General features: G+C 40.3%; 14 protein-coding genes and 2 pseudogenes. 7 read left to right on the top strand and 9 right to left on the bottom strand.

All coding sequences use genetic code 11. From position 1 onward, the window contains the following. A pseudogene (locus ACMHKH_RS13735) lies at nt 1-349 on the bottom strand (epoxyqueuosine reductase QueH); the annotation flags it as partial. Nucleotides 350-413: 64 nt separating this feature from the next. Between ACMHKH_RS13735 and ACMHKH_RS13730 the strand changes: the two are divergent. After that, nucleotides 414-1,501, top strand: a protein-coding gene (locus tag ACMHKH_RS13730) for an IS3 family transposase (RefSeq protein WP_413521195.1) whose coding sequence is annotated in 2 segments (ribosomal slippage) — nt 414-666 and nt 666-1,501 — 1,089 coding nt in all. Because the reading frame shifts where the segments join, the coding sequence is not laid out codon by codon here. A gap of 366 nt (nt 1,502-1,867) precedes the next feature. Here ACMHKH_RS13730 and ACMHKH_RS13725 read toward each other — a convergent pair. Beyond that, nucleotides 1,868-2,464 carry a recombinase family protein gene (locus ACMHKH_RS13725; protein WP_413521194.1) on the bottom strand — a complete coding sequence of 199 codons (597 nt, stop codon included), beginning with the start codon at nt 2,462-2,464 and terminating at the stop codon, nt 1,868-1,870. A 434-nt stretch (nt 2,465-2,898) separates the two neighbouring features. Here ACMHKH_RS13725 and ACMHKH_RS13720 point away from each other — a divergent pair, with 434 nt between their 5' ends. From ACMHKH_RS13720 to ACMHKH_RS13710, 3 genes are all read left to right on the top strand, one after another. Next, nucleotides 2,899-4,326 (top strand): gamma-aminobutyraldehyde dehydrogenase, encoded by a 1,428-nt coding sequence (locus ACMHKH_RS13720; RefSeq protein WP_413521193.1) that lies wholly within the window; start codon nt 2,899-2,901, stop codon nt 4,324-4,326. Nucleotides 4,327-4,365: 39 nt separating this feature from the next. After that, nucleotides 4,366-5,163 (top strand): nuclear transport factor 2 family protein, encoded by a 798-nt coding sequence (locus ACMHKH_RS13715; RefSeq protein ID WP_413521196.1) that lies wholly within the window; start codon nt 4,366-4,368, stop codon nt 5,161-5,163. 543 nt (nt 5,164-5,706) lie between these two features. Beyond that, nucleotides 5,707-6,051 (top strand): hypothetical protein, encoded by a 345-nt coding sequence (locus ACMHKH_RS13710; protein WP_413521192.1) that lies wholly within the window; start codon nt 5,707-5,709, stop codon nt 6,049-6,051. 243 nt (nt 6,052-6,294) lie between these two features. Here ACMHKH_RS13710 and ACMHKH_RS13705 read toward each other — a convergent pair whose 3' ends face one another. From ACMHKH_RS13705 to ACMHKH_RS13690, 4 genes are all read right to left on the bottom strand, one after another. Next, complete coding sequence (locus tag ACMHKH_RS13705) at nt 6,295-6,504, bottom strand: plasmid partition protein ParG (RefSeq protein ID WP_413521191.1); 210 nt, start codon at nt 6,502-6,504, stop codon at nt 6,295-6,297. 3 nt (nt 6,505-6,507) lie between these two features. After that, nucleotides 6,508-7,146 carry a ParA family partition ATPase gene (gene parA, locus ACMHKH_RS13700; protein WP_413521190.1) on the bottom strand — a complete coding sequence of 213 codons (639 nt, stop codon included), beginning with the start codon at nt 7,144-7,146 and terminating at the stop codon, nt 6,508-6,510. A 225-nt stretch (nt 7,147-7,371) separates the two neighbouring features. Next, nucleotides 7,372-8,286, bottom strand: coding sequence for a replication initiation protein (locus ACMHKH_RS13695; RefSeq protein ID WP_413521189.1), 915 nt, complete (start codon nt 8,284-8,286; stop codon nt 7,372-7,374). A 570-nt stretch (nt 8,287-8,856) separates the two neighbouring features. Then, nucleotides 8,857-9,066 carry a helix-turn-helix domain-containing protein gene (locus ACMHKH_RS13690; RefSeq protein ID WP_181717901.1) on the bottom strand — a complete coding sequence of 70 codons (210 nt, stop codon included), beginning with the start codon at nt 9,064-9,066 and terminating at the stop codon, nt 8,857-8,859. An 85-nt stretch (nt 9,067-9,151) separates the two neighbouring features. Here ACMHKH_RS13690 and ACMHKH_RS13685 point away from each other — a divergent pair, with 85 nt between their 5' ends. After that, nucleotides 9,152-9,988: a hypothetical protein gene (locus ACMHKH_RS13685; RefSeq protein ID WP_413521188.1), complete on the top strand. Its 837-nt coding sequence runs from the start codon at nt 9,152-9,154 to the stop codon at nt 9,986-9,988. Here ACMHKH_RS13685 and ACMHKH_RS13680 read toward each other — a convergent pair. After that, nucleotides 9,985-10,551: an IS630 family transposase gene (locus ACMHKH_RS13680; protein ID WP_413521187.1), complete on the bottom strand. Its 567-nt coding sequence runs from the start codon at nt 10,549-10,551 to the stop codon at nt 9,985-9,987. The two genes, ACMHKH_RS13685 and ACMHKH_RS13680, sit on opposite strands and share 4 nt — an antisense overlap. After that, nucleotides 10,478-10,774 carry an IS630 transposase-related protein gene (locus ACMHKH_RS13675; protein WP_413521186.1) on the bottom strand — a complete coding sequence of 99 codons (297 nt, stop codon included), beginning with the start codon at nt 10,772-10,774 and terminating at the stop codon, nt 10,478-10,480. Before ACMHKH_RS13675 ends, ACMHKH_RS13680 begins: the two co-directional genes overlap by 74 nt. 75 nt (nt 10,775-10,849) lie before the next feature. Here ACMHKH_RS13675 and ACMHKH_RS13670 point away from each other — a divergent pair. Further along, nucleotides 10,850-11,946: pseudogene (locus tag ACMHKH_RS13670) on the top strand (IS3 family transposase). A 35-nt stretch (nt 11,947-11,981) separates the two neighbouring features. Here ACMHKH_RS13670 and ACMHKH_RS13665 read toward each other — a convergent pair. Next, nucleotides 11,982-12,437 carry an Lrp/AsnC family transcriptional regulator gene (locus ACMHKH_RS13665; RefSeq protein WP_413521185.1) on the bottom strand — a complete coding sequence of 152 codons (456 nt, stop codon included), beginning with the start codon at nt 12,435-12,437 and terminating at the stop codon, nt 11,982-11,984. A 148-nt stretch (nt 12,438-12,585) separates the two neighbouring features. Here ACMHKH_RS13665 and ACMHKH_RS13660 point away from each other — a divergent pair, with 148 nt between their 5' ends. Continuing rightward, nucleotides 12,586-13,503 carry a DMT family transporter gene (locus tag ACMHKH_RS13660; RefSeq protein WP_227676802.1) on the top strand — a complete coding sequence of 306 codons (918 nt, stop codon included), beginning with the start codon at nt 12,586-12,588 and terminating at the stop codon, nt 13,501-13,503. The last annotated feature ends 83 nt before the right edge of the window (nt 13,504-13,586 follow it).

Here is a 13,586-nt window from a genome sequence, read left to right as displayed (position 1 = left end):
GACCACAATCATTGATCTGTTGCATATTTTTCCAACGTGAAATACCTAATGAACTGCTGATAAGGCTAAAGCCATTTTCCTTTGCATATAAAGCAGTACGTTCAAAACGCATATCAAAACACATGGTACAACGAATGCCTTTTTCAGGTTCATTTTCCATACCTTTGGCTCGTTCAAACCAATTATCTATATCATAATCACAGTCAATAAAAGGTATATTGTGTTTCTTTGCAAAACGAATGTTTTCTTCTTTACGAATCTCATATTCTTTGATTGGGTGAATATTAGGGTTATAAAAAAATATAGAAAAATCTATTCCAGATTGAATTAGCGTTTCCATGGTAATCCCCCCAATAAATAAGAACACCTAGAAATAGAGATTAGCTGCTAAAATACATCAGCAGGAGAATCCTATGAAAAAGACACGCTTTAGCGACAACCAAATCGTCAACATCCTCAAACAAGCAGAACAAGGCGTTCCTATCACCGAGCTATGCCGTGAGCATAACATCAGCCAAAGTACCTTTTATAACTGGCGCTCAAAGTATGGCGGCATGGATGCCTCTTTGATTGCGCGCTTAAAAGAACTTGAAGTTGAAAATGCTCGGCTAAAGAAGATGTATGCTGACGAATGTCTTAAGTCCGATATTCTACAGGATGCCATGACAAAAAAGTGGTAGCGCCCCAAAGGCGCCGTCAGATGGCTTGTCACTATATTAAAGATCGTAGTATTAGCATACGCCGTGCTTGCCGTATCTTTAACATCAGCGTCACCTGCTACTACCACAAGTCAGTAGCAACGGATGAGAATAAGCAGATAGCCGACTTACTTATCAAACTGACCGATGAGAACAAGAACTGGGGCTTTGGCTTATGTTTCTTAACCCTGCGTAACGTCATGGGACTTCCTTACAACCATAAGCGGGTATATCGCATCTACTGCGAGCTTGAACTCAACCTTAGAATCAAGCCCAAGCGTCGAATTAAACGCGCTAAACCAATACCATTAGCAGTACCTGATAAGCTCAACCAAAGCTGGAGCATGGACTTTATGCACGACAGCTTAACAGATGGCCGCGGCTTTAGACTGTTCAATGTGATTGATGATTACAACCGTGAAGCGCTCACCGTTGAGATTGACTTCTCACTACCGGCGCAAAGGGTCATACGCAGTCTTAATCAGCTTATTGAGTATCGAGGCAAACCTGTGCAGATAAGATGCGATAACGGCCCTGAATACATCAGCAATGCGATCAAAGACTGGGCTGAGCAGCAAGGCATCATCTTAAGTTATATTGAACCTGGCAATCCACAGCAAAATGCTTATGTGGAGCGTTTTAACAGAACGATGCGCTATGATTGGTTAAATCAGGAGCTGTTTGATAATCTAGAGCAGGTACGCGCACAAGCAGAAAACTGGTTATACCATTATAATCATGAGCGCCCAAATATGGGCAATGGCGGTTTTACGCCTATACAGAAGCTAAATCAGGCAGCTTAATTCTATTTGATAAGTGTCTTAAGTTTGGGAGGGTTACCCCATCACTTCTCCTGAACACGGGGCGCAGCAAGAATGTAATAAAAGTTTTTTATGATCATTGGGAAGAGTTAGTTTTTGACGTTGTAATTTGTTAGACATAGTCTTTTGATGTGAGAGTTAAACTTTATATTCTACTTAAACTAAATACTATCGGCAAGCTTGATTACTGGTCTTATGAGGATTATGGCGCTCTAGTTTTTGATAACGATAAACTGGTTAAAATACATGCAAATACTATTACTAGTCGTCAATAGTAGGTTAAACCCCACTGGAGTCACCCTTTAGGGTCTCCAAACATATTTATAGACCATCTAAAACAGCCTAGTATTAACGAACTGCTTTTTTCAACACTCGATAAACGGTAGCTACCCCAACACCAACCGCCTTAGCGATTTCCTCTTTTGTCATATTGTTTTGACTGGCCAATTCTCTAATACGATTGTGTTTAGTTGTATTAGGCTTCTTACCGGCGGGCTTATAGCCACTGTTAGCCAATCCCTGCTTGATACGCTCTCTACGCTTGTCATTATCAAGCTTTGCCATCGTTGCTAACAAGTCGATCAGCATATGGTTAATCACTGTTAGGATCTCACCTGTCATGCCCTTACTTACCGTATGTGTCGTTGGTAGGTCAGCCACTACCAATCGTAAGCCCTTATCTTTGATACGCTGCTTTAGAATTGCAAAATCATCTTGAGATAATCTGCTTAATCTATCCACGCTTTCAACCAGCAAAATATCGCCTTGCTCAGCGTCCTTTAGCAGCTTGGCTAATGCGGGTCTATCGAGCTTTGTGCCACTAAAATGCTCAACGTAATCAACGAAGTTATCATCATAGCTTTTGCTGAACATAATCAAATCAGCCAATGCTCGGGTCGCGTCTTGATCCTTAGTGCTGGCTCTCACATAAATACGAACGGTCATAATGCCTCTCTATCACTTAAACTTAATTATTAATGTTCATTGATAATAGCAAGATATTACTATCATTTAATATCAAAGACAAGTCAAATGATAGATAAATTATCGTTTAGAGGTTTTATGTTTTGGGTATAGTGTAATAGTAGATTGTTTTAAGCGGCCTATTTGAGATCATCCCGCATTTTGCAAAGCTAAATCAACTTTTAACACTTTTCAGATTCAGTAAAATCTGACTGCATAGCACAATAGGGTATGTCTCACCTTTTGAGTTTAAAAAACGGTATTACGATAACCTTAGCCAGTTAGACCAAGTGGCCTAACTGAAATAAATAGCCTCCGATAAAGTTGGGGTGGTTCAATATTTGCCTATCGTTTGCAACTCTATATGAACCGTGCTAGCTTTGATGATTATCAATCATATATATCAGGAGCACATAATGAGTCAGCGTCAGAACTTCGTAAACAACAGATACGTTAAGTCACACAGCTCAGTGAACTTCGATTTAATTGACCCAACGACCGGAGAGAGCATTGGTAAGTCTCCGATTTCCAATAAACAAGACGTCGAGGAAGCATACGCGGCAGCCGCAGCTGCTACAGCCACATGGGGACGTACTACTCCTTCGGAACGGCAAGCAGCAATGCTAAAGATCGCTGATGCTCTAGAGGCACGTCGTGACGATCTAGTAGAGGCTCAAGTACGCAATACTGGTCAGCCAAAGTATTTGGTTGCTTCAGAGGAAGTAGATACTGGTATTGATCAATTAAGATTCTTTGCGGGTGCAGCACGTATGCTCAACGGTGCTCCATCAGGTGAGTACTTGGAAGGCTTTAACTCAGCACTTCGTCGCGAACCAATCGGCGTTGTTGGGCAGATTACTCCATGGAACTATCCAATAATGATGGCAATATGGAAGATAGGGCCTGCGCTTGCGGCTGGAAACACGATTGTTCTAAAGCCGTCAGATACTACGCCTGATTCCACGCTATTGATGGCGGAGATTGCAGCAGAATTCTTACCTGAAGGTACATTTAACGTAGTACTAGGTGATGGCGAAACCGGTGCTTTAATATCAAGCTCGAAGGTGCCTGGGCTGGTGGCAATCACTGGCTCCGTACAAGCAGGTATGGCAGTCGCTGCAGCTGCAGCGAAGAATCTAACTAGAGTGCATTTGGAGTTAGGTGGTAAGGCCCCGTGTGTAGTTTTTGAAGACGCAGACCTTGAAGCAGCCGCTACAAACCTCGCTGAAACTGGTTTTTTCAACGCCGGTCAGGACTGCACGGCATCCACCCGAATCCTCGTTCAGGAGTCAGTCCATGATGACTTCCTTGCTAAGCTAGTCGAGGCTGCTAAAGCCACGACTTACGGAACGCCTGAGAAAGAAGATATTCTGTACGGGCCTCTTAATAATGCAAACCAACTTGAGCGGATTGAGGGTTTACTAGGGCGTCTGCCTGACCATGCTAAGGTAGTAACTGGAGGTAAGCGAGCCAAAGATATGTCAGGCTTCTTCTTTGAGCCTACTGTAGTCGATGGTTTACGTCAGGAAGATGAGGTCATTCAGGACGAAATTTTTGGACCCGTTATAACGGTGCAGACGTTCTCGACGGAAGAAGAGGCGGTACGCATGTCCAACGACGTAGAGTACGGTCTAGCATCTTCAGTATGGACGAAGGATCATGCTAGAGCGTTGCGAGTATCGAGAGACTTAGATTTTGGATGTGTCTGGATCAACTGCCATATCCCCCTTGTTGCAGAGATGCCCCATGGTGGCTTTAAAAACTCTGGCTACGGCAAGGATTTGTCTAGGTATGGTGTAGAGGAGTATACCCGACTCAAGCACGTTATGAGCTCGTTGGAATGACTACAAATGTAGCATAAGAATATTATATAGAAGGGGAAAATCGACATGACGGATATTCGTGAACTCGTGGTTACGGCCGACCGAGAACTATTTACCGAACACGATGTAACTACTCTAGATCGCAACTTCTCGCCTGATTACGTCGAGCATTCACCGCTCGTTGCTAATGGATTACAAGGTTTGAGAGATCTTGTTGCTGGCGCTCCAAATATGCGCCATGACGTGGCGCGTGTATTAGTGGATGAGGCAAATGGGTTGGTCGCCTTCCATGGCTCTTACCCAGGGCTAGATCCAGATGAGTTGTACGTCGGCTTCGATATTTACCGCGTTGCTGATGGCAAAATCATTGAACATTGGGATGGACTGGTCACTGAGACACCTCCAAATGAGTCTGGACACACACAATTGGACGGACCGACTGAGGTCGATAGATCGGTAGACACTGAGACTAATCGTGCACTTGTGAAGGAAGTATGGGACACTTTTCTGCACTCTCAGGATTACCAATCCATGACCAATTTCGCTCGTCCGGATGGGACATTCACGCAGCACTCCGGTGATATCGCTGATGGTGTTACGAATATGATTGAATTTTTAGAGAAGCTGAAACAAGATGACGGTGCACTGACCTATGACACGCTACATCGTACTGTCGCTGACGGCAACTTTGTATTGACACACTCTGAAGGATCGATTGGCGGTGAGCGTCATTCATTCTGCGAGCTGTGGCGTATTGAGGAGGGCCATGTGGTTGAGTTATGGGATGCGATTGCGCCTATTCTACCTGACGATGAACTTGCGCATCGCCACGGCGCGTTTACCTCGACGGAGTTGTGAGATCGATTATTTGTTTGAAATAAGTAGAACAAAAGAGGTGATTACTCTTGTGTAATCACCTCTTTTGTTGTGCCGCTTTTTCCCGTCTGATCAGGTCTGAACTTGCCTGATTGTGGGCTGAAAAAGAACAATAAATTATTAAGCCTCTAACAAAATTTTGAAATAGTCTTGTATCAGCAGATACAAGACTGAGATTAGCTTGAGGCTTAGACTGATCTGAAACCCTAATTACTGACCAACAATCAATGAACGATAATACGAAAATGCCCCATTTTCGACGGCGGTAGCCTATCCTGCAATCAAGTCTTTTACTCCTCTACACCCTATAAATCCATCTTCCGACTCTAATACTGTCAACTTGCTAGGAATTTTATTGTTAAAAATAGAATTAGGTGTCATTAGGTAGTATTAAGGGTTATTAGGTAGCATTAGGTAGTAAAAAAGCATCAATATATTTGAAAATCCTTTATTATAGGTGTCATTAGGTAGCATTAAGGAGTATTAGGTAGCAAAGACTATGTATAAGGCAAATAAGGAGCAAATATGAAAAAAGAAAATAGAAGAAAGCTAAGTGATGCTGCTATAGCTTTTATTATCGAAGAACGTGATAACCCACATACAGTACATACTTTTGAAGAAATCTCTAAGTTAGTAGAAAAGAAATTTGAAATATCTATAGGTCGTGGCGCTGTCAGCAAAAGCTATCATAAACATAAGAACAATGAGAAATTTAAAAATTTTTCAAAAGAGGATAGCAATCAACGTAAGGTTGAGCCTCAGATAAAAGACCAACTTAAAACTGAACCCTACGTAGCTAAAAAGCGAATACGTGACTTTGATGAAGATGCAGGTAAAAATTATAATATTGACGATTTTTTTAAAAAGTGATAAATAGAAAGGCTTTAGTCCAGCAGATCAAGATATGAATATATAGGAATTGGATATGGCAAAGCATCTTTTTTAATAAGATTTACCATATCCAATTCCTACGCTTTAAGGGCCTGGCCAGCTGGGACTAACCAAGTCATTGCAGACCAATACGAAACATTCATTTTGAAAAAATCTTAATTTTTTATCGCTTGACCCTTCAACGTTGAAAATCCCCCCCCCCCATTCTCAGACTATCTTCATCTACCGCTCAATCACTTTTTCATCGATCATTTCAGTAAGTAGCTGCGTCACTGTCTTGCGACTATCAAGAGCATGTTTTTTCAGCTTAATATACATTTCTTCATCGAGATTAAAGTTTACGCGAACTGTTTTTTTTGGACTATCGGAGACATCTGATAAATCGAGCTCATCTTTTGCTTTTTTACTTGGTCTACCTGCTGCCAGACTCATATCCTACCCCTCATCAAAAAACACTTTTATTTCATTCACTAAAGCTGTCATTTCTTGTACAGCATTACTATTAGATGCTTCTGTATCAAACACCGTTTTACCTAATGATGCGCTGTTCGGGTAACTCACACGCTGCATAATTCTAGTATCCAAAACCGGTAATCCATAGTCCAAAAGTACAGTAGCAACTTCTTTACCGATATTAGTATTTTGGATTGCTCTAGACACCACAAAGGCTGCCTTCAACTTCCCTTCCGTCATTTCTATCCGCTGTTTCACGAGATCTACTAAATCACTGGTAGCCCAAATATCGTACGGGCTCGGTTGTACAGGAATCAGTATAAAGTCAGCAGCTTTAATAGCAGATACTGCTAAACTCGTTGCTTGGGGAGAGCCATCGATGACCACATAATCCTTGTCAGATACACTTTTTAGATCTTTATCTAAAGTTGGGCGATCAAGTCCGATTACTGGAACTGGGTTATCTTCGTCAACTGCTCTCCAGTCTCTAGCACTACCCTGTTTATCACTATCAACCAATAGAATACTATGCCCTTGTAGCTGTAGTCCCCTGGCTATTTGCGTGGCGATCGTCGTTTTGCCACTACCACCTTTCTGATTTAATACCGCTATTACTTTCATAGAGCAACTTCCATATTTTGAGTATTTGAGTATTTGAGTATTTGAGTATTTGAGTATTTGAGTATTTGAGTATTTGAGTATTTGAGTATTTGAGTATTTGAGTATTTGAGTATTTGAGTATTTGAGTATTTGAGTATACTATAGAAAAACTAACGTTTATCAGGCAATATATCAAGCTATTAAATAAGACTTTGTTCATCTTAACGATATCGCCTGCCTGTTCCGCTAATCTGCTTTTATTTTTAGATAATCATCAAATGGTCGCTTAGAGAACTCTTTTGGGCTCTCTGCTATTAACTGTTCTGCTTTAGCCCAAAACGCTTCATTGCTATCTCTAGCCTCAACCGACAGCAATTGATGATCGTTATAGTCTGCCGTAAATTGCGCTGAACGAACAATACGTCTAATTTTATCTAGCGATAATGCGCCTTTATCATCTGTTAATGAGATAGCACCTTTTTTATAAAAACTGAAAGTTACGCTTTTATATGTGTGTTTTATCTTGCGATATTTAACACTGACGTTATAAGCAGTATTTTCATTTATTTGCTCGACTGCTTTTTCAATAACTGACTGGCGCAACTGTCCAAACTGTTTGTACTTATCAACACATCCCATCATATATCTAAATTCACCTAAATCTACAGTTTCACTCCATCTATTTTGCCCTTGCCAACAGACGACCATTTCATAGAGTCGAATAGCATAAATACTCGTTAACTCAACAGTATCAGCAAGTCTATATCGTGTGAAATTCTTCTTCAGCTGGGTTAGGTAAGGAAGTATCTTTTGGGCAAATGTGACAGTTATTTGCGATTTTTCAGGTTGGAATAAGACGCTTGATACAAAACGTGTCCGTAGCATTTCATTATCAGGTAGTGCTATCTTAACTTCTCTTTCGAAAAGGTTATTTGCAACAACATTCAAATCCCTGTAAACATTATCTTTACTAGAGTCCTTGTATAGCTGTTTCATCTGCTCAGTAGTTACCACAAATTCATCTTGCATTGTGATTTCAGACGCATTGGGTTGGCTATTTATTTGACTAATACACGCTAATAATAGGCGTTGTTCATTTCTCGTCAATTCATAACTAGCAACAATTAAATCATTAGATTTTGCTACAAGATTATTTTTCATTTCATATGCACCCGTTCACTCAGTGTTAATGAGTATAACCTAATAACACTACGCATAACAATAATTAAATTAATATTGTTATGCGTAGTGTTATCCCACATCATTTAGTGTTATCCCACATCATTTAGTGTTATCCCACATCATTTAGTGTTATCCCACATCATTTAGTGTTATCCCACATCATTTAGTGTTATACGGCGTTGCAAGCTGTTGATTATAAAAGGGAAAAACTGCTCTAAACAAGAGTAAACAGGGTTAAACAAGATTAAACAAGATTAAATAAAAACCTTTAAAGAGATTTTTAAATTTTTCTGTGGATAAGTTAATAAAATTGAGTGAATTTTAACGATTAAACTCCATTAACCGATATAGAAAAATAAGGCTTAAGTTCCAATACTAAAGACTAATTAAATACAATTAGAACGAGTGTGTTGGTCGATAGACTTTAAACAGTCTTAGACGATGCTCTAGTACTCATTAGGCAACTTATAGCCACAGCTCATCATGAAAATTAATAATCCTTGTATCGTGCTCTGAGAGCGTTCTAGATCTTAATCATTAAGTCATGATTTAAATCAGAAGCTTTATATCAATTTGCAGTGCATCACATATTTCATAGATCTTTTTGAGTGTGATGTTTTTTTCACCACGCTCTATGTTACCCATATAGCTTCGATCAATCCCAGCCATTTCGGCTAATTTTTCTTGAGATATCCCCTTTGATTTTCTCACTTCACGCACCCGTTTCCCAAAAGCTACCATACGTTTATCTGTCGTCATAACATTAACCACTGTTAAAAATAGCAATACTCACAGTGGTTCGCTATAATATCCACGGGATATAGTCGGTATTAAGAGGATGACCATGAAAACTAAAGTAGCGTATAAATTAGATATCACAGAAGATGCCAAGACTATCTGTGATAAGTATTGGTTGAGAATCAAAAATAATACTAAGAATCCCTTTATTTACAGCTGTAAAGAAATAGGTGATGAATTTGGTCTGACATATAGGGAAATTACGAGGATTGCTGAGGATAATGCTTATCTCACAATACTCGACTGCCGATGTGTAAATTGTAGTACTGCAAAAATTTGCTGTAACCGTGCAGAATTTATAAGCCCATATTTGGATAGTTGGGAGTGTGAAAATTGCTACTTAAAGGCTTTTTATCGTAGGCAACAAGATAGTCGCCGTGATGGCAACGAAAGCGCTCTGCAGCAACAGTTGATAAAAGAAAACTCCTTTATAAATCAGCTTATGCAGTTCCGTCAGACTCAGCTATATTCAGTTCCTAGTTTGGGTGATATCGACATTATTGATCATTACTTATTAGTCGCTGTTCTAACATGCTTGGGAACAGATAATCTCCGTTCAACTATCTCACTATCTGATAATCTAAACATTCCATTATCACCCTCATATAGTCTAGACGCTAAAATATTAGACCGTTTAATGAGAAAAAATTTACTGCTAGTTAACATTGAAAATTCATATGATTATGTTCATGCTAATGAAGATTGTTTGCTTCAATTTGACCTATTTAAAATGACATTTGATTTTGCCTATAGTCCGGACCAACTGCAAAAATTGATAATCGATAGTAAGGATGATCTCTCAAAAAAGAAACTCATACATAATCCTGAGTACAAAGAGTGGTGTCAAGATATTCAATTAGAGGAATGTGTTAGTTATAGTTAAGTCTTTATAAAATCGATATAGCCCATATCATGAAACAGTTTAGGTAGATTATTCTCCATCCACCCTTGGCGCAGAAACTTAGCCTGTGCCCATTTTTTCTCGATAGGATTTAGATCAGGACTGTATGGTGGCAGCCATAGAATGCGATGACCATGTCTGTTGAGCAGTTTTTGGATACGTCTGCTTTTATGAAACCTAGCGTTATCCATAACGATCACGCATTTAGTCTTGAGACTTGGAATAAGTGTGAACTTACACCAGTCATAAAATATATTGCTATTGATATTCTGTTCAAAGTAATCAAGCGCAAACAGCATCTTGTTATAAAGAGCACCGATGACGTTAGTTCTCTTTTTTGCTTGCCAGTTGTAGCGATCAGTACAAGGTTTGCCTATCGGTGCATAGCCATGAGAACGAATGGTTTCAGCCTCAAAGCCGCTTTCATCCATATAGACAATGGGATAGCCTTGCTGCGTAAAACTATTGAGCTTACTCTGATACGCCGCTCTTTTTATCGGGCAGGCTTTTGGATGTTCTAAGGTCTTTTTTTTGACTGATACCAAGACGCTTTAGAGCATTGAAGATGCCCGTTTTACTACAGTTCAAGCGACGAGCTCTTTCATAGTTATAATCATCTGGGTATTTTTTTACGTCTTCAATCAAGGCGTCATCAGGTATTTTAGTCGGTGCTTTATTTCTGGTGGTTTTAGGAGCTAAATTCTGCTGCCAACTATGAATGGTGCTGGTACTAAGTCCATAAAAAAGCGCAGCTTCTCGAATGGTCATGCGGTAATCCCCCCAATAAATAAGAACACCTAGAAATAGAGATTAGCTGCTAAAATACATCAGCAGGAGAATCCTATGAAAAAGACACGCTTTAGCGACAACCAAATCGTCAACATCCTCAAACAAGCAGAACAAGGCGTCCCTATTGCTGACTTGTGCCGTGAGCACAATGTCGGCCAAAGCACCTTTTACAACTGGCGTTCTAAATATGGTGGCATGGATGCTGCGCTTATCACTCGTCTCAAAGAGCTTGAAGTTGAGAATGCTCGATTAAAAAAGATGTACGCTGATGAATGTCTTAAATCCGACATATTGCAGGACGCCATGTCAAAAAAGTGGTAGCGCCCATCAGGCGCAAAGCTTTGGCTTGTCACTATATTAAAGCGCATGGCATCAGTATCCGCAGAGCTTGCCTAATCTTTAATATCAGCGTGACCTGCTACTATCATAAGTCTGTCGCCTCTGATGAGAATAATCAGATAGCGGACCTTCTGATAGAACTGACCCAACAGAACAAAAACTGGGGCTTTGGTTTATGCTTTTTAAGCCTGCGTAATGTACTGGGGCTACCATACAACCATAAGCGCGTGTATCGCATTTACCGTGAGCTTGAACTGAACCTTAGAATTAAACCTAAGCGTCGCATTAAGCGCGCCAAACCAGTACCACTCGCTGTACCTGTAAAACCCAATCAAAGGTGGAGTATGGACTTTATGCACGATGCGCTAACTGATGGCAGAGGCTTTAGACTATTTAATGTCATTGATGATTACAACCGTCAAGCTCTAACCGTTGAGATTGACTTCTCACTGCCCGCTCAAAGAGTCATACGCAGTTTAAACCAGCTGATTGAATGTCGAGGTAAGCCTGTTCAAGTAAGATGTAATAATGGACCTGAGTAAATCAGTAACGCCCTAAAAGAATGGGCGATAGAACAAGGCATCATGATCAGTTATATTGAGCCTGGAAATCCACAGCAGAATGCTTATGTTGAACGCTATAATAGAACGATGCGCTATGATTGGTTGAATCAAGAGCTGTTTACGGATTTAGATCAAGTTCGTCAGCAAGCTGAAGATTGGTTATATCACTACAATCACGAGCGCCCGAATATGGGCAATGGCGGTTTTACGCCAATGCAGAAACTAAACCACGCGCTTAATTCTATTTGATAAGTGTCTTATGATTGGGATGATTACCTACCATATCACGTAAAAATAGGCAACATTGTTTTATTAATCACTTTTCTCACTGATAAGTGGGTATGTATGCCTTTAACGCTAGTAAGCTTATGCAATTTACGAGTAAACTCTTCATAATCATTGAGGTCTGCGCTGACTACTTCCAATAAGTAATCATAAGGGCCCGAAACAACATGTCCATTGATTACCTCATCCATCTCGGATAACGCTTGTTCGAAGGCTGTAATCGATCCTTCTTGATGGTTGCTCAGACTGACTTCCACAAAAAAGCTCATCGTAATGCCAGCTTTAGCTCTATTTATGTTCGCTTGGTAACCCTCTATATAAAATTCATCTTCTAAACGTTTCAGGCGCCTAGCACAAGGTGAGGGTGACAGACCAATGCGCTCGGCTAATTCAGCTGTTGATAAACGTCCTTCTTTCTGAAGCACTTCCAAAATATGACGGTCGATTCTGTCCATATATTGCCTTTCTGGTGTTTTCAGCCAATAATTCTATATTATTTGGCATTATCCGCTAAATAACTATAGATTTGCAATAAATGAATAGAGATAAAAGCGCGATTTTTGATTGATAATTAGGCTTTATATACAAGCATAAGCCATCCATATGAATACCATTTCTCAGCCCTCCTCACGTAAAAACCCCTTGTTTACACTATCTCCGCTGATGAAAGGCTATGCGGCGATGATTGTTGTGATATTGATTTGGTCAGGCTTTGCATTAACGGTAAGGGCGGTCGGGGCATCGTCGTTAAGCATTGCTGATGTCATGGTCATTCGATTTAGCGTGCCATTACTTTTATTGACGCCTTGGGTATTCTCTAGTTTGAAGGAAATCAGAAACATTAGAGGGGCTGATGCCATTTTTATTTTATTTGGCGGTGCTCCTTTTCTGTTGCTTGCCACTTTTGGCGCGAGCACTGCTCCTGCAGCTTACGTTGGTACTATTTTGACAGGGACGCCAGTATTCTTTGCCGCACTCTTATCCTTTGTTTTTTATCGCCAACGTATATCGCTAAAGAAATTTTTGGCATTCATGATTATTTTCTTTGGCGTAGCCACGATGATGGTGGGAAATGCAGGGCCAACACCTAATAGTCTGCTACAGGGTATGACCTTTCTAGTGATTGCGAGTTTGGTTTGGGCAGGTTACACATTAGGTTTAAAAAGTACGAGTTTGAGTCCAGTAGCGGTTGCTATCGTCCTTTCTTATACCGCATTTTTGGTGACATTAGTGATGATTCTATCTGGACTTTTAGAGACCAACCTCGGGGCTGTTTCGTTTGACGATGCCCTACCTTTTATCTTAATACAGGGCGTTGGTGTTGGTATTGTCTCAACCATTGGGTTTTCTTATGCGGTCAACAAGCTCGGTTCCATTCGCACCTTATTGCTTGGCTCCTTGTCTCCTGGATTAACCGCTTTACTCGCAGCATTAATACTCAATGAGTCTTTATCAATCGCAATGATGTGCGGCATCGTGTTAAGCACAGTTGGCGTCATTTTATCTAATCGAGCGAAGTAAGAGCTGTCCTCATTTTAAAAATGAGCGTCAAAAATAAAAGCTTAATCTTTCATCGAGTAGTGTTCTTGAGCCCTTTTATCTAT

It is taken from the genome of Psychrobacter glacincola (genome assembly GCF_965118485.1).
In the GTDB taxonomy this organism is placed as follows: Bacteria; Pseudomonadota; Gammaproteobacteria; order Pseudomonadales; family Moraxellaceae; genus Psychrobacter; species Psychrobacter glacincola_D.
Note: the sequence above shows the minus strand (reverse complement) of the source record. Positions and strands in the feature narration are given on the sequence as shown.

Coding starts and splice junctions, on each gene's coding strand:
- ACMHKH_RS13675 (WP_413521186.1), bottom strand. CDS start 10,774: ATGACCATTCGAGAAGCTGCGCTTTTTTATGGACTTAGTACCAGCACC.
- ACMHKH_RS13665 (WP_413521185.1), bottom strand. CDS start 12,437: ATGGACAGAATCGACCGTCATATTTTGGAAGTGCTTCAGAAAGAAGGA.
- ACMHKH_RS13660 (WP_227676802.1), top strand. CDS start 12,586: ATGAATACCATTTCTCAGCCCTCCTCACGTAAAAACCCCTTGTTTACA.
- ACMHKH_RS13720 (WP_413521193.1), top strand. CDS start 2,899: ATGAGTCAGCGTCAGAACTTCGTAAACAACAGATACGTTAAGTCACAC.
- ACMHKH_RS13695 (WP_413521189.1), bottom strand. CDS start 8,286: ATGAAAAATAATCTTGTAGCAAAATCTAATGATTTAATTGTTGCTAGT.
- ACMHKH_RS13705 (WP_413521191.1), bottom strand. CDS start 6,504: ATGAGTCTGGCAGCAGGTAGACCAAGTAAAAAAGCAAAAGATGAGCTC.
- ACMHKH_RS13690 (WP_181717901.1), bottom strand. CDS start 9,066: ATGACGACAGATAAACGTATGGTAGCTTTTGGGAAACGGGTGCGTGAA.
- ACMHKH_RS13685 (WP_413521188.1), top strand. CDS start 9,152: ATGAAAACTAAAGTAGCGTATAAATTAGATATCACAGAAGATGCCAAG.
- ACMHKH_RS13725 (WP_413521194.1), bottom strand. CDS start 2,464: ATGACCGTTCGTATTTATGTGAGAGCCAGCACTAAGGATCAAGACGCG.
- parA (WP_413521190.1), bottom strand. CDS start 7,146: ATGAAAGTAATAGCGGTATTAAATCAGAAAGGTGGTAGTGGCAAAACG.
- ACMHKH_RS13710 (WP_413521192.1), top strand. CDS start 5,707: ATGAAAAAAGAAAATAGAAGAAAGCTAAGTGATGCTGCTATAGCTTTT.